Here is a 14,626-nt window from a genome sequence, read left to right as displayed (position 1 = left end):
ATCCCCAACAATGCACAACCTTCCGCCGTCCGCGCGGATATCGGTCTATCTTGCCAGGCCGGTCTTCTGACTTCGGATCAACCGGCCGCCTCACCTTCCCAGATCACATGAAGATCCAGTGGCAAGATCTTGAGCAAGCTCAAAATCCCTAGAGGCAGTCGTCCCCGTCACAGCGTTGGGCACGTTCCGGAATAACACCGGATTCCCGATTCTCCCGCGTTGCGGGCACCTGACGGCGTCATAAGGGCACAGCCCACAGGGAATGACAAGCAAGTCCGGCGTCGCTTGCCGGTCACTCCACAGGGCCTCGCGACAGCGTCAGATGTCAGAGCGGCGCGACCGGATGCGGCGAGCCGTCATAGCCGCCCCACACCGACTGGTCGAAGCAGATGACCGACCCCGTCATCAGGCCGGACTCATCCGACGAGAGATAGGCGCAGGCACGCGCGACTTCCTTGGGGTCGACAAGCCGACCGAAGGGTTGGCTGGCGGCCGCCTTTTCGAGCCAGTCGTCTGCCGCCCCATGAAATTCGCGCTGGATGCGGTCTTCCCCTTCGGACGCCATCCAGCCGATATTGAGGCCATTGACGCGAATGCGGTTGCGCAGCAGCGCATAGGAGGTGTTCTTGGTCAGCGTCTCCAGCGCCCCCTTCGACGAGCAATAGGCGGCGATAAACGGCTGACCGGCCATCGCCGACATCGAGCCAATATTGACGATGGTGCCCTGCGTGCCCTCCCGCCGCATCAGCTTTACCGCTTCCTGCATCAGGAAGAACGGTGCGCGCACATTGACAGCGAACATCCGGTCGAACAGTTCGGGGCTGGTGTCCAGGCTGGTGCCGCGATCGGTGATCGCCGCCGCATTGACCAGCGCATCGACGCGCCCGAATGTGGCGTCGCAGGCGCTGACGACCTTGCGCGCGTCCTCGACCTTTTCGAGGTCTGCCTCGACATAAAGTACCTGCGCGCCGGTTGCCTTGCGGATCTGCTCGGCCTTCGCTTCGCCCTTGGCAACGTTGCGTCCACAGATGACGACACCTTTAGCCCCACGTTCCGCAAACAGGTTGGCGATCGTTGCGCCCAGCCCCTGCGTCCCGCCGGTGACGATGGCGATCTTGCCGTCGAGACGGCCATATTGCTCGGTCATGAAAGTCCTCCCAGAATTGAAAGTGAGATGAAAACAGGGCGACCGGCCCCCGCCGCAGAACGCCGGGGACCGGAAAGATCGATTCTGCCGTTCAGCTCAGCTTGCGCTGTGCCTGCTCGCCAAGCGCGCTTCTGAAATCCGCATCGCTCCACCTGCCTGCCAGCGCCTCATGCATCAGTTGCGCCTGGGTCTTCGGCGCGAGACCGCCCAGCGGCGGATCGCGATCGAGATTGGTCGGGAAGGAATAGCCCTCGGCACAGGACGCAATCGCATTGGCCGCCTCATCGGCCGAAAGCGTGCCGGATGCCACGAGTGCGGTCAGCGCCGGGTAGAGGGCTGCACTCATCCTGGCGCGATCGACGGTCTCCATCGCCCTCCCGAAGGCCGAGGAGACCTGGAGCAGGTTGGCGACGCGCTTGATATCAGTCGAATGATTGCTGCCGGCCGCATGGAAGAGAGCCGGGTTGAAGAAGACGACATCGCCCTTTTCCAACGGCAGCTGCACGTGATGCTGGTCGAAATAGGCCCGGAACTCCGGACGTTTCAACGCGAGATAGCCGGGCACGTAGGTCTGGCTATAGGGAAGGAAAAGCGTTGGACCGCTCTCGATCGGCATGTCGCAATGGGCAACGGCACCTTGCAACGTCAGCACCGGCGACAGCCTGTGCACATGAACAGGATACTGCTCAATGACATCAGAGGTCTGGAATCCCAGATGATAGTCGCGATGGGCCGCCTGCGACGCGCCGCCGGGATTGACGCGATTGACCTGCGCCGTCAGCTGGTAGTTCGGACCAAGCCAGGCTTCGCTGACGAGCGCGATGATGGCGTTGGCGTAATAGGCGGCAAAGTTCTCAGGGCTTTTCAGGCAGTGTTTTTCGAGCGAATTCCAGATCCTGTCGTTAGCGCCGGGCTTGGCAAAGTGGTCGCCGCCGCCACTGTTGGTGCGGTGTTGCTCGTCGATGATGGCGTCAAAGATGCCGCTGGCCGCATCGATGACTGATGTGTCGGCATAGGAGTGCTTGAACACCGCCACCCCGGGCCCGGTTGCCAGCACCTCGCAGATTTCGGCCAGGGCAGCGCGGCGCCCCTCGGTCGTGGCGCAGGCGGCAACCAGGCTGGCGCTGTCATAGATCAGCACATTTTTCTCGCAGGCGAGCGCGTGTGGATAATCAGCAAGGTTCGTCTGCCGCTCCACCTCCGCACGGAACGCCTCGATGTCGCAGGCATCCTCGCTCAGCCACACACGGTCGAGGCGCTGGCGCGCCCTGTTGTCGGTCTTCATCTCGTTCCTCCTCAGAAACTTTCGATGTCCCGACTATAGGCGGCGCGAGATCGTGATATAGAGCAGGAATCCATCAAAAAACCATCAGGAGAGTTCGTCGTTGGCACATCCGTTTCTGGTCAAGGATATCGCCTTTCAGGCGGGACTCAGCACCGCGACCGTCGACCGCGTCCTGAATGAACGTCCCGGCGTGCGCCGGCAGACGGCAGCCCGCGTGCGAGCCGCCATCCGCGAGCTGGAGAAGCAGCAATCGGGATCGGAGATGCAAGGCCAGAAGCGCGCGATCGATATCGTGATGGAGGCGCCGGAGCGCTTCACCGAGGCGGTCAGGCAGGCGTTCGAAACCGAGGCGCCGACCTTCATGCCGACCACGTTTCGCTGCCGGTTCCATTTTGCCGAGATCATGCGGCCGCACGACATCGCGCAGCTGCTCGACCGCGTCCGCCTGCGTGGGACCGACGGCGTCGTGTTGAAGGCACCTGATGTGCCCGAAATCGTTGGCGCCGTCGCCCGCCTCGAACAGGCGGGAATTGCGGTCGTCGCGCTTGTCACCGATCTGCCGAACTCGGCGCGCACCGCCTATGCCGGGGCCGACAACCGCGCGGCCGGCGAGACGGCGGCCTATCTCGTGGGCGAACGGTTCGCCGGGCAGGCAGCAACCGTGCTCGTGACGATTTCGAGCAGCCGTTTTCGTGGCGAGGAGGAACGCGAAATCGGCTTTCGCCGGGTGCTCCGCGAGCACTATCCGGCGATCCGCATCGTCGAGATCAGCGAAGGCTACGGCAAGGACGCCGAAACCGGTGTTCTTGCAGCAAGAGCGCTTGCGACAGACGCCGACATCAATGCCGCCTATTCGATCGGCGGCGGCAACCGCGCCGTGCTGGCCGCCTTCGAGCGCCTCGGCCGCGACTGCAGCCTGTTCATCGCTCATGACCTCGACCAGGACAATCTGGCGCTGCTGCGCCAACGCCGGATCCATTTCGTCCTGCATCATGACTTGCGCAGCGACGCCCGCATGACTTTTCGCGCTATTCTCGCACGACGGAGCGGCGCCGGGCAAAAGCTGGGCGGAAGCCGACTGTCGGCCGTCGAGGTGATTACACCCTACAACGTGCCCATCATTTGAAAGGCGGGCCCCGCGACGACACGGGGCCGGTCTCTCACTCCGGCAAAAGCACGATCTTTCCGGAAAAGCTGCGGTCTTCGAGCCGCGCATGGGCTGCCGCACCGTCCGACAGTGCGAAGGTCTCGATGCGCGGACGTTCGATGATACCAGCGCGCAGGGCCTGGAACAGACGCTCTGCCCGGCTTAGCCGTTGCTGCCGGTCTGTCAGAAAATCCCAGAGATCGCCGCCAACGACGGTTTTCGAATTTTCCATGAGATAGCGCGGATCGACCAGCGGCGCCGGCCCACCCGCCATGCCGAATGTCACCAGCGTGCCGCGCGAGCGCACCGCCGAGAGACTGTCGAGCAAGGTTATGCCGACCGAATCATAGGCGACATTGACCCCACCGGCGCTCAAGGTGCGCACCTTGTCCGGCCAGCCCTCGTCATATCCGAGCGCATGGGCAGCACCGGCGGCCTTGGCAAGGGCCTGCTTTTCCAGCGTCGAGGCCATGGCGATGACGCTTGCGCCCCGCGCGATGGCGAGCCGGATCAGCAATTGCCCAACGCCACCGCCTGCCGCCTGGACAAGAACCGTGTCACCGGCCCGGACGCTATAGCTGTCCTCAACCAGATACTGCGCCGTCAGCCCCTGCAGCAGGAGCGCTGCCGCCGCCTCGAAGCCGATATCAACAGGAAGCGGAATCGCCCGCTCCAAAGGCACGGTCACCCGCGTTGCATTGGCAAACGGCACGTCGGCAAACCCTATCCTGTCGCCGAGGGCGATGCCTTCAACGCCTTCACCGACCGCGATGACCTCACCGGCCCCTTCATAGCCGGCAATAAAGGGTGCCTTGCCGGCGAGCACATAATTGCCCTTGCGCCGGTAGATATCGGCGAAGTTCAGCCCGATCGCCCGCATGGCGAGCTGGATGTGGCCGGGCGGCACGGCCGGGTCGGCAACCTCGCGGTAGCTCAGCACCTCGGGCCCACCGAACGAGTCGAACACCAATGCATGCATGATCACTTCCCCCTATCGGATGAGCGTACGGACGAATTCGTCGCCGAGCCCGACGGACTTACAGTGTGCCGCATACCGATCGAGCCTGACGAGCACATCGTCATACCCTTCGGCGTTGCCGTCCTCGTCGAGATAGACCAGGGGGCCGAACACATGGAACAGCGCCTTCATATGCCCGGCCTCCGGATGCACGTAGAGCGTATGAATGTCTCCCGCCGGCTCGAAGATGAAGGTGCCGCGTCGTGCTATCCAGTCGCGCTCACGATACCCCCAAGTGCCCTCGAGCGTCCAACCGGTAACCGGATTGGAATGGCGATGCCGCTCGATCGTGCCGGCTCCCTTCGCCTTGAAGAGGCTGACCCAGCTCCCGCCGCGCACGTCAAACAGCAAGGGCAAGGAAAAGGCACTGTCGCCAAATGGCAGCCATCGCCGCTCGTCGGCCTCCGCATCGGCAACGAGCAGCTCGTCTACTCCATATCTGCTTTCGGCAATGTTGATCACAGTCCATCCTCCCGTTAACTTCAACAATTGGGAATTATCTACTATAGTGGATTTCGTCAACAGAATTGAGAATCGTCGATTTTGCCTCTATCTGTTGCGCGAGGAGACGCCATGCCGAAGCTGACCATCACCCGCCGCCCCGCCGAACAGAGATTGCGCACGACTGAGGAGCGTCCGGCCGAACTCGGTGCAAGGGTCAAGGAGCTCAGAATCGCGCGCGACTGGACACTAGAAGAGGCGAGCCAGCATATCGGCCTGTCGCGTTCGGCCCTGTCGAAGATTGAGCGCAACGAGATGTCACCGACGTTCCACGCCATGCAGAAGTTGGCAGCTGGATTCTCGCTCGACCTCCTGAGTTTTCTCGCCTCCGGCGAGGCAAGCCCGCCTGCCGGTCGGCGCAGCATCACCCGACAGGACGATGGTACCCGCCACGAAACGCCGAACTATGGTCTGCGGCTGTTGATGGAAGAGGTCCGCAACACCGCCTTCATGGCGGTGGAGGTTCTGGTCAGAGCACGATCGCTCGACCAGTTCCCGGATTGGGACCGGCATGACGACGAGGACTTCATGTATGTTCTCGAAGGCGATATCACGCTCTACACCGAACACTACGCGCCAGCCGTGCTGAAATCCGGCGACGCCGTCTACTTCGATGCGCGCCTTGGCCACGCCTGCATATCGACCAGCGACAACGATGCCCGGCTGTTGTGGGTGACCGCTCCGCTTGGCGGGCGCTTCAGCCGTTCAGACGATGACCATGCCGATGGAACGGCGTCGGCCTGACAGCTCAGCCGGTATGGCGCCTGTCAGCCTCATCGTCCGGCGCATCGTTGTTTTCCGTCGAAAGGTCGTCGGCCGTCTGGACGCGGTTGCGTCCCCGTCGCTTGGCCAGATAGAGCGCCTCGTCGGCTACAGCCAGCAACGACCGAGCAGTACGGCCATGCCTCGGCGCAAAGGCCACACCAATGCTACCGCCGATACGCAGCACCTGCCCCTCGAACTCGATTGGCGTCTGCGCATCGTTGACGAGACCGGTGGCAAGTTCGGACGCATCCTTGCCGGTTGACCGCAGGATGACGGCAAATTCATCGCCGCCAAGGCGGGCAACAGTTCCGCGCGCACCAACCCGCAGGCGGTAACGTTCGGCCATCGTCACCAAGACTGCGTCACCCGCCGCATGGCCGTGCTCATCGTTGACGGCCTTGAACTCGTCGAGATCGGCAAAGATCAGCGCGAATGGACGTTTTTTGACGTCGAGCAGGGCCGCAGCGAGCACTTCGTCGAAGCCGCTGCGATTGAGCAGCCCGGTGAGACGATCGTGTTTCGCCATGTGGCGGTTTCGCGCCTCGCTCTGCTGCAGGGCGGAAAAGACGGAGGAGAACCTGAGGGCCACAAACGCCATCAGCAGGGTAGCCGCGATCGCGATGACGATGACGCTCGGCAGGATTTCCGCGCGGACGAAGCCGCCGGGCGATTTGGGCGTCCAGGCGACGACAAGGCATGAGACATCAGCGCAGCGACCGGCGGAGACGTGCACGCCGTCGGCCGGCCGCTGTGACAATGGCACGAAAGCGAGGCCGGTTACGCCAAGCTTTGCCTCGATTTCGCGCAGCGACCGCGCCGTCAGCGGGCGAACCGAAACCATGAACACCGGCTTGCGGCGTTCGGCCGGCAGCTGCAGCGTTTCCGGGATGACGGCCTGAACGACGGCTATGCTCATCTGGCCCTCGATCTGGCGCATATCCACGGCATGAATGCCGGGCACGATCGGCGTGACCGATTGCCGATCAGGCTGGGGGATATCGAGCGTATAGGTGCCGTTGTTGTTTCTCAACGCGTTGTCGTAGCGGCGTCGGGCTTCGTCGAGCAGATCTTCGACGTCGTGAAGCGGGGCATCGGCCGCCTCCGCCGGCACGACCAGCCCATCCTTCACCGCGGTCGAGACATGCCCGTCGGCATCGCTGACGATCAGCCAGGAAAAGCCGTAGTCCTTCCACAGCCAACCCGCCAATTCCGGGGCCACAAAGGTATCGCTCAGCCGTCCGGCCGCAAGTTCCGCATAGGTCGCATTCCAGAAGGAAACCTGGGCCTGAAACTGGACGGCGGCTTCCATCTGGTGCCGCAATTCGTTTGCCACCAGCCGGCGTTCCGCCGAAAGACCGAAGCGATCGGCCTCGACGACGGAGCGGTTGAGAACGAAGATGAGGCTGGCGATCGTCAGGATCGCGACCAGGGTACAGGCCGCATGGATCGCCCACACCGCCCTGTTGCGCTTCGGTTGCCGAAACTTTTGCTCGATCACGCCAGCGCCCCCTCACCGGACCAGCCGTCAAAGGCGAGGGGTGGCACCGGTCAGACGCCACCCTAAAGATCAAAGCAGAAATTTAGTTTAAGCAAGCTGGTATTTGAAAGCCTTAAAGACTTCAACCGCCTAGTAAAGCCGACAATCACCAGTCGTGCGACTGTTAGTTGGACTGCACAGCCGGACGCAACAAGGAGACGATTTCGTCGTCGCCTTCGTCGCGCGCCAGGTCGCGGATCGACCTCGTACCAGTACCATCACGCAGGTTGGCGTTCGCGCCTTTTTCGAGCAACAGCTTCACCACGGATGGCCTCCTGTTGACGACAGCGATAGCGAGCGGCGTCATCCAGTCGCTCTGCGGGTTTGGCCGCCCACGCCCACGGAACTGACCGAAGGGGATGTCGAGCAACTCCGGCTTTTCATTGACGATCTCGAGCACCCGCTCTCCCTTGTCGAAGGCAGCGGCCGCAAACAGGTCGAGCGGCTGTGTCTCGAGGAAGCGCACCATATCGGCCTTGCCGTTGTATTCGGCCCAGCCGATCGGCGGTGCGTGATGATACGGGTCGCGCGCCATGGTGTTGGCACCATGCGCGATCAGCAGCTTCGCCATCTCGATATGCCCGTGCAATGCCGCCTCGTGCAGCGGTGTGCGCGACGTCATGCGGTTGACGTCGAAGCCGAGCGACAGCATCAGCGCCACCTGGGCCGGCTGGGCTTCACCCGCAGCCTCATGCAGGATCGCCGGATGGGCCGCCTGCGTGCGCGAAACAAGCGCCGCATCCCCGGCTGCCAGCGCCTTTGCCGCCGTCGCATTTCCCTCACCGATCGCCCGCGCGAGGCGATCGACATCGGTGAGTTCCGCGACCGTGGCGCCATGGGCCACCAGATAGCCGGCAAGGGTCGGATCACCGCCGAGCTCGGCCCATTGGTAGGGCGTGCGACCTTTCACGACGCGGTTTACGTCGGCCCCATGCTCGACCAGCAGCCGCACACGGTCCGTCATCTTCTTTTCCAGCGCCCAGGCAAGTTGATAGTCGAAGACCCTTTCGCTGTTCTCGATCAACTGACCGTCTTCGCGGACAAGCCAGTTGTTCCTGTCCTTTGCGCTTAGCCCATACCGCAACAAAAGACCGATGCAGGTGTTATCGGGCTCGAACATGCGGTTATAGAGCGCCTGGCTATCATTGGCCGTAGCGCCGGCCTTAAGCAGGAGTTCGGCAAAGGCGACGCAATCCGGATGTTCTGGCTGACGCTCTTTGCCCGCCTCGCCCTGGCCGAAGACGCCCGTCAGCGCGGTAAAACGATATTGCCCGTCGTCCATCCAGAAGGCATTGGCATCGGCGCCACACGCAATGAGCCGTTCAGCCGCTGCAAGGGAAGATCTGCCGGGAACGCGGGCATAGGCCGCGTAGAGCAGAGGCTCCCAATCGTAAGGCCCACCACGCTTGCCGGAGAGTTTCGGATCCGTGTCGAGCCAACGGTCGATGGCGTCGCCATCGCCAAGAGCGGCTGCTACATGGATGCTTTCACGGGCAATTTCTGGATGCTCGTCGAGCAAGGCTTTCGCCTGGGCATATCGCTCCGGGTCCGCAGCGATGTCGCCGAAATAGGACACGGTCGCCAATGCGAGGAAGCGATTGGCAAGCTGTTCGGTGGCGGGCTTGCCGCCCTGAGCGCGTTCGAGATGCGTTTTCAATCGGGTCCAGCTGGAGAAGCCGAACTCCCGGGCGATGACCAGTTGGGCATCCTGCAGGCCGATTGTGGCCGGCTCGGAGAAATAGGACAGCGCCCGCTGGCGTGCCGCGGCATCGCCAGCCTTCAGGGCTTTGTGAAAAGCCTTGGCCTGCTTGCGGATGGAATAGAGGGTAGCGTTCGCGGAAAGATCGCGCGTGATCATGAAAGACCTCCTTTCATTCACGTCCGGTATCCGCGCCCACAGACTGAAAAGAGGTGTGGCAACCAAGTCCAGTGAAACAGGTGGGTCTGGCCCTTCCCGCGGATCGGGTGCGCCCTGCGAACGACACGATCGCTAGCACGCAGCCGATATTCTTGTCCACTGCATGTTTCCTTAAATCCTATCCGATTTAAGGATAAAACATGCAGCAATTCAAAGTGCTACAGCGACCTTTGCGCGTCTGATAAGACGCGCGGCGCTGTAGGCTTCTCAGCTTTCGGGTTCGTAGCGAACGAAAGCAAAGCGATCCCCCTTGGGCGACCAGTTGGGAACATTCATCGTGCCCTGCCCGCCGAAGAGCTCGAACAGCTCGCGCGCGTTGCTGCCATCCATCTCCATCAATCGCAGACGGACGTTCAGGTCCCGCGGATGATCGAAGACATCGCCGTCATAGGAGAGAACCAGAAGGTGTCTTCCGTCGGGCGACGGATGCGGGAACCAGTCGCCATAGGGGCTGTCGGTCACGCGCTCAACGTCGGTGCCGTCGGGACGAACGCGCCAGATCTGCATGCGGCCAGTGCGGCTGGAGTTGAAGTAGATCCACGCTCCATCCGGCGACCAGTCCGGCCCGTCGTTGCGGCCTTCGCCCTGCGTCAGTCGCCGCTCTTCGCCGCCTTCGACCGAGATCGTATAGATATCGAAGACCTGATCACGAATACCGCAATAGGTCAGTGCGCCGCCATCCGGCGACCAGCCGTGCCAGTAGGACGGGAGGTTGGGGGTGACAAGCCGCGGAGTGCCGCCAGAAGCCGGCAGCAGGTAGATCGCCGACTTGCCGAACTCGGTCTTGTCGCTGATCGCAATCGTGCTGCCATCAGGCGAAATGCCGTGGTCATTGTTGCAGAGATGGGCAAAGCCGGTTTCGATCTCGACCGGCTCCGAGCCGTCGAAGGCCAGCCGGTAAAGCCGGCCGTCGCCATTGATGATGAGATATCGCCCGTCCGGAGACCAATTCGGCGCCTCGACCAGCCGCTCCGTCTGCCAGACGACGCGAGTCTCGGCGGTAACGATGTCATAGGTTTCGATGGAACTGCGCATACGCTTCTCCTGCCGCAACCGCAGCTATTTGCTTTCTTCGCCCCGTGGCAGCACCGCCAAGACTTTGGCGCAGATCGACCGCATCAAGATGACGCTGCGCTGGTCTTGCCAGGTCGAGACCAAGCCCCAGGCCAGCAGCAGAAGAATGCAGACGAAGGCGACGCCGACGGTGACGAGACTACCGGTCGCAAGACCATAGACACCGAACACGGCCGGCGTCGCGAAACAGGCGATCTGCGCCGAAAGCTGCCCACCGGCAGAAACGTCGCTCAGCGACCACAGCCGGATCAGCCGGATTTCCTCCTCGGTGAACTCCGGCTGGCTTTCCTTGCCGTCCCGCCCTTCGGGGATGCGCTCACCGTCTATCCCCGATCGCGGAACCGGTTGGTGATTGGATAGCGCCGATCGCGGCCAAAATTCTTCTTGGTGATCTTCACGCCGGGCGCCGACTGTCGGCGCTTGTATTCGGCGATATAGAGCAGATGTTCGATGCGGTGTACCGTTGTCTCGTCATGACCACGAGCAACGATCTCCTCCGTGCTCATCTCCTTTTCGACGAGGCACTCCAGAATGTCATCGAGCACCGGATAGGGCGGCAGTGAATCCTGGTCCGTCTGGTTGGGGCGAAGCTCGGCCGACGGCGCCTTGTCGATGATGTTTTGCGGGATGACCACGCCGGATGGACCGAGCGCGCCCGGCGGCACGGTGGTGTTGCGCCAGCGCGAGATGCCATAGACCTCCATCTTGTAGAGGTCCTTGATCGGATTGAAGCCGCCGTTCATATCGCCATAGAGCGTGGCGTAGCCGACCGACATTTCCGACTTGTTGCCGGTGGTGACCACCATCGAGCCGAACTTGTTGGAGACGGCCATCAGGATCGTGCCGCGCGTGCGGCTCTGCAGGTTTTCCTCGGTGATGCCCGATTCCGTGCCCTCGAACATATCGGCCAGCGCGCCGAGAAATCCTTCGACCGGCTCTTCGATCGGCACGATATCGTAGCGGCAGCCGAGCGCTTCGGCGCAATCCTTGGCGTCCTTCAGCGAGTCCTTCGAGGTGTAGCGGTAAGGCAGCATGATCGTGCGTACCCGCTCCTCGCCGAGCGCATCAACGGCAAGTGCTGCGCAGATCGCCGAGTCGATGCCGCCGGACAGGCCGAGCACGACGTTCTTGAAACCGTTCTTGTTGACGTAGTCGCGGAAGCCGAGCATGCAGGCGCGATAGTCTGCCTCCTCCCGCTCCGGCAGGCGCGATTGCAGGCCGCCGGCACAGTGCCAGCCATTGTCGCCCTTTTTCCATTCGACGATCGACAGCGCCTCCTCGAACTGGCTCATCTGGAAGGCGAGCGACTTGTCCGTGTTGAAGGCGAAGCTCGCGCCGTCGAACACCAGTTCATCCTGACCGCCGAGCTGGTTGGCATAGATCATCGGCAGGCCGGTCTCTATCACCTGCTTGAGCACGACCTGATGGCGCACGTCCACCTTGCCGCGATGATAGGGCGAGCCGTTCGGTGACAGCAGGATTTCGGCGCCGCTTTCCGCCAGTGTCTCGCACACACCAAGATCGCCCCAGATGTCCTCGCAGATCGGGATACCAATGCGAATGCCGCGGAAATTGACCGGCCCTGGCATCTCGCCCTGGTCGAACACCCGCTTCTCGTCGAACTCGCCGTAATTCGGCAGATCGACCTTGTCGCGTACCGCAATGATCTTGCCGCCATCGAGCACGGCGACGGCATTGTGGCGCCCGGTCTTGGCCAGGCGCGGGAAGCCGATAATGACGCCCGGGCCGCCGTCGGCGGTCTCCTCGGCCAACTTTTCCACCGCCTGTAAACAGGCCTTGAGAAAAGCAGGCTTGAGAACCAGATCCTCCGGCGGATAGCCGGAAATGAAGAGCTCGGTGAGCAGCAGGAGGTCGGCGCCCTGGCGCGCCGCATCGGCGCGCGCCTCACGCGCTTTCGCCAGGTTTCCGGCGATATCGCCGACGGTCGGATTGAGCTGGGCGATTGCGATACGAAGCAGGGTGGGAGCGGCTTTGTGAGCGGTCATGAGCGGGCCTGTCGGTCTGTTCTCGAACGAATGCGTCTGACTTTCGCCCCGATCTTTAGCGCAATCCGCGCGAAAATGCCCACAGCCAATCGCCGCGAAGCGAAAAATTCCAAAAAATTCTGCGTTTCCGGTTTGTTATCGGCGCCGGCTCGCGCGTCCTCACGTCACGAAAACCTGTTTCCAAACACCCTGAACAAGTCATTCATCCCCTGTTCAAAATGACAGTCGTATGACAGTTACACGACACATTGATGAAATTGGAGAAGACGTTGGCCAATATCGATTCAGCCGTAGCGAGGAGATCACGAGTCTACGCTGGTAGACCCGGATTTGCCGCGCGGCACGCCAAGACGCTGACCTCCGCACGCAGTGCATTGTTCTCGCTGTCGATCGCGGCAGCCCTCGTTTTTGCAGTCGAGTTGATCGTGCGCCAGTCCATGGCCGACACGGTCGCCTACTTCCTCGATCCGACGCGCCCCGCATGGACCACCATCGGTGCATTCTTCCTGATCCTTCTCGCCATCGATGGCGTTTTCGGCCGCGAACACAAGTCCGCCGTGGTGCTCGCGCCGCTGGCGATCATACCGGCCATCATCTGCCAGCAGAAGCAGGTCTTTCTCTCCGACCCGCTCTATCCGACCGACTTCCTCTTTGGCCGCCAGATCCTCGAATTGATGCCTGTGCTTGTCAAGGATCGTCCGTGGACGGCCGTCGGCATCGTTGTCGGCCTCATCGCAGCCGTTACAACCATCGGCCTGTTGCTGCGTTACGCCTGGCGCAACTTCCCCAAGCTGACACGCCGCGAGCGCATCGCTCGCGCAGCTTTTGCGCTGCCGCTGCTCTTCGCCTTCTGGCACATCATGGATTACAACCAGTTCTCCTGGATCCGTGATCGCCTGAAGGTCATCCCGATCATGTGGGACCAGACCGAAAACTATCGTCACAACGGCTTTGCGCTGGCGTTTGCGATCAATCTGCCGATGGCCAACGTCAACGCGCCCGCCGGCTACATGGCCGATGCGATCGATCGCATCCCGGTCAAGCCGCTGCCGGCCGGCACCTCCCACCGCAGCAAGCCCGACGTCATCGTGCTGATGAGCGAATCCTTCTGGGATCCGACCCGTCTGCCGAACGTCAAGCTTTCGCCCGACCCGATGCCGACGATCCGCGAAATGCAATCTGGCAACGTGTTCTCGCCAGAGTTCGGCGGCATGACGGCCAATGTCGAATTCGAAGCGCTGACCGGCTTTTCGAATGCCTTCCTGCCCTATGGCAGCATTCCGTACCAACAGTACATCCGCAATCCGATCCCCTCGCTTGCCACCTTCTTCCGTGGCGAGGGTTACGTTTCGCGTGCCATCCATCCGTTCCAGAGCTGGTTCTGGAACCGCACCGCCGTCTACAAGGCCTTCGGCTTCGACACCTTCAAGTCGGAGGAGAATATGCCGCCGATGCAGAAGCGCGGCATTTTCGCCTCGGACGAATCCCTGACCAAGGAGATCATCCGCCAGGCGGACGCCATGGATGACCCCTTCTTCTTCTTCGCGGTAACGCTGCAGGGCCATGGCCCCTATGAGCCGAACCGCTATGCCAAGAATACCATCAAGGTCGAAGGCAACCTGCCGGAGAGCGATCGCCAGGTGCTTGAAACCTACGCCCAGGGCGTCAAGGAAGCCGACGAGAGCCTGAAGAAGCTGATGGACTGGGCCAAGCAACGTGACCGCGAAACCATCATCGTGCTCTTCGGCGACCACCTGCCGCCGTTGAACACGGTCTACACCAACACCGGTTTCATGAAGGGCGTGACCGCGGAGCGCAAGGGCTCGAAGGACCAGATGAAGGCGCAGCACGAAACTCCGCTCGTCGTCTGGTCGAACAAGACGGGTCCGAAGAAGAATGTCGGCACGATCAGCCCGGCCTTCCTTTCCTACCAGATCCTCAAGCAGTCCGGCTACGAGCATCCCTACTATACCGGCTTCCTCGGCAAGGTGCACGACCAGTACCGCGTCGTCGACCGCTACATGCTGATCCGCAAGAACGGCAAGGATGTCGCCGAATGGTCTCGTCAGCCGAAGGTCCCGGCCCTGCTGCGCGACTATCGCTTCCTCCAGCACGACATGATGTTCGGCAAGCGCTACTCGACCGACCGCTTCTTCAAGTCGCACGCGGATCTCTACGCCGCAGGCTTCTAAACCACACCCGCACACGTTCGTGCGACATCACTGGCC

At 62.0% G+C, this 14,626-nt stretch carries 12 protein-coding genes and 1 riboswitch; of the genes, 3 read left to right on the top strand and 9 right to left on the bottom strand.

From position 1 onward, the window contains the following. Nucleotides 1-38: 38 nt before the first annotated feature. Nucleotides 39-248, bottom strand: a riboswitch (cobalamin riboswitch). A 77-nt stretch (nucleotides 249-325) separates the two neighbouring features. Both IB264_RS10540 and IB264_RS10535 read right to left on the bottom strand, forming a co-directional pair. Further along, a complete protein-coding gene (locus IB264_RS10540; RefSeq protein ID WP_192433328.1) occupies nucleotides 326-1,147 on the bottom strand; it encodes an SDR family oxidoreductase in 822 nt (273 codons plus the stop codon). Between the two features lie 91 nt (nucleotides 1,148-1,238). Continuing rightward, nucleotides 1,239-2,432 carry a phytanoyl-CoA dioxygenase family protein gene (locus IB264_RS10535; protein WP_025427221.1) on the bottom strand — a complete coding sequence of 398 codons (1,194 nt, stop codon included), beginning with the start codon at nucleotides 2,430-2,432 and terminating at the stop codon, nucleotides 1,239-1,241. 100 nt (nucleotides 2,433-2,532) lie between these two features. Here IB264_RS10535 and IB264_RS10530 point away from each other — a divergent pair, with 100 nt between their 5' ends. Continuing rightward, nucleotides 2,533-3,558 carry a LacI family DNA-binding transcriptional regulator gene (locus IB264_RS10530; RefSeq protein WP_025427222.1) on the top strand — a complete coding sequence of 342 codons (1,026 nt, stop codon included), beginning with the start codon at nucleotides 2,533-2,535 and terminating at the stop codon, nucleotides 3,556-3,558. 34 nt (nucleotides 3,559-3,592) lie between these two features. Here IB264_RS10530 and IB264_RS10525 read toward each other — a convergent pair whose 3' ends face one another. After that, nucleotides 3,593-4,558 carry a quinone oxidoreductase gene (locus tag IB264_RS10525; protein ID WP_025427223.1) on the bottom strand — a complete coding sequence of 322 codons (966 nt, stop codon included), beginning with the start codon at nucleotides 4,556-4,558 and terminating at the stop codon, nucleotides 3,593-3,595. A 12-nt stretch (nucleotides 4,559-4,570) separates the two neighbouring features. Then, complete coding sequence (locus tag IB264_RS10520) at nucleotides 4,571-5,059, bottom strand: 2,4'-dihydroxyacetophenone dioxygenase family protein (protein ID WP_025427224.1); 489 nt, start codon at nucleotides 5,057-5,059, stop codon at nucleotides 4,571-4,573. 111 nt (nucleotides 5,060-5,170) lie between these two features. Between IB264_RS10520 and IB264_RS10515 the strand changes: the two genes are divergently transcribed. Beyond that, nucleotides 5,171-5,842, top strand: a complete 672-nt coding sequence (locus tag IB264_RS10515) for a helix-turn-helix domain-containing protein (RefSeq protein WP_025427225.1) — start codon at nucleotides 5,171-5,173, stop codon at nucleotides 5,840-5,842. A 4-nt stretch (nucleotides 5,843-5,846) separates the two neighbouring features. On the opposite strand, the gene IB264_RS10510 is transcribed toward IB264_RS10515, so the two are convergent. The 5 genes from IB264_RS10510 to IB264_RS10490 form a co-directional block, all read right to left on the bottom strand. Beyond that, entirely contained in the window at nucleotides 5,847-7,361 is a 1,515-nt protein-coding gene (locus tag IB264_RS10510) for a diguanylate cyclase domain-containing protein (protein ID WP_025427226.1), read from the bottom strand. A 163-nt stretch (nucleotides 7,362-7,524) separates the two neighbouring features. After that, nucleotides 7,525-9,258 (bottom strand): ankyrin repeat domain-containing protein, encoded by a 1,734-nt coding sequence (locus IB264_RS10505; RefSeq protein WP_025427227.1) that lies wholly within the window; start codon nucleotides 9,256-9,258, stop codon nucleotides 7,525-7,527. Between the two features lie 267 nt (nucleotides 9,259-9,525). Then, a complete protein-coding gene (locus IB264_RS10500; RefSeq protein WP_025427228.1) occupies nucleotides 9,526-10,353 on the bottom strand; it encodes a TolB family protein in 828 nt (275 codons plus the stop codon). Between the two features lie 24 nt (nucleotides 10,354-10,377). Continuing rightward, on the bottom strand, nucleotides 10,378-10,563 hold the full coding sequence (locus tag IB264_RS10495) for a hypothetical protein (RefSeq protein WP_025427229.1): 186 nt from the start codon (nucleotides 10,561-10,563) through the stop codon (nucleotides 10,378-10,380). A gap of 152 nt (nucleotides 10,564-10,715) precedes the next feature. Beyond that, nucleotides 10,716-12,398, bottom strand: a complete 1,683-nt coding sequence (locus IB264_RS10490; protein ID WP_025427230.1) for an NAD+ synthase — start codon at nucleotides 12,396-12,398, stop codon at nucleotides 10,716-10,718. A gap of 269 nt (nucleotides 12,399-12,667) precedes the next feature. Between IB264_RS10490 and IB264_RS10485 the strand changes: the two genes are divergently transcribed. Next, the gene (locus IB264_RS10485; protein WP_025427231.1) at nucleotides 12,668-14,590 is read left to right on the top strand and encodes an LTA synthase family protein; all 1,923 of its coding nucleotides are present in this window, start codon (nucleotides 12,668-12,670) and stop codon (nucleotides 14,588-14,590) included. Nucleotides 14,591-14,626 lie beyond the last annotated feature (36 nt).

The sequence above is a fragment of the Ensifer sp. ENS11 genome, from assembly GCF_014851895.1.
GTDB classification, from domain to species: Bacteria; Pseudomonadota; Alphaproteobacteria; order Rhizobiales; family Rhizobiaceae; genus Ensifer; species Ensifer canadensis.
Note: the sequence above shows the minus strand (reverse complement) of the source record. Positions and strands in the feature narration are given on the sequence as shown.

What these genes read in the sequence shown, in the direction of transcription:
- IB264_RS10515 (WP_025427225.1), top strand. Translation starts at nt 5,171, where the DNA reads ATGCCGAAGCTGACCATCACCCGCCGCCCCGCCGAACAGAGATTGCGC.
- IB264_RS10540 (WP_192433328.1), bottom strand. Translation starts at nt 1,147, where the DNA reads ATGACCGAGCAATATGGCCGTCTCGACGGCAAGATCGCCATCGTCACC.
- IB264_RS10525 (WP_025427223.1), bottom strand. Translation starts at nt 4,558, where the DNA reads ATGCATGCATTGGTGTTCGACTCGTTCGGTGGGCCCGAGGTGCTGAGC.
- IB264_RS10490 (WP_025427230.1), bottom strand. Translation starts at nt 12,398, where the DNA reads ATGACCGCTCACAAAGCCGCTCCCACCCTGCTTCGTATCGCAATCGCC.
- IB264_RS10505 (WP_025427227.1), bottom strand. Translation starts at nt 9,258, where the DNA reads ATGATCACGCGCGATCTTTCCGCGAACGCTACCCTCTATTCCATCCGC.
- IB264_RS10500 (WP_025427228.1), bottom strand. Translation starts at nt 10,353, where the DNA reads ATGCGCAGTTCCATCGAAACCTATGACATCGTTACCGCCGAGACTCGC.
- IB264_RS10535 (WP_025427221.1), bottom strand. Translation starts at nt 2,432, where the DNA reads ATGAAGACCGACAACAGGGCGCGCCAGCGCCTCGACCGTGTGTGGCTG.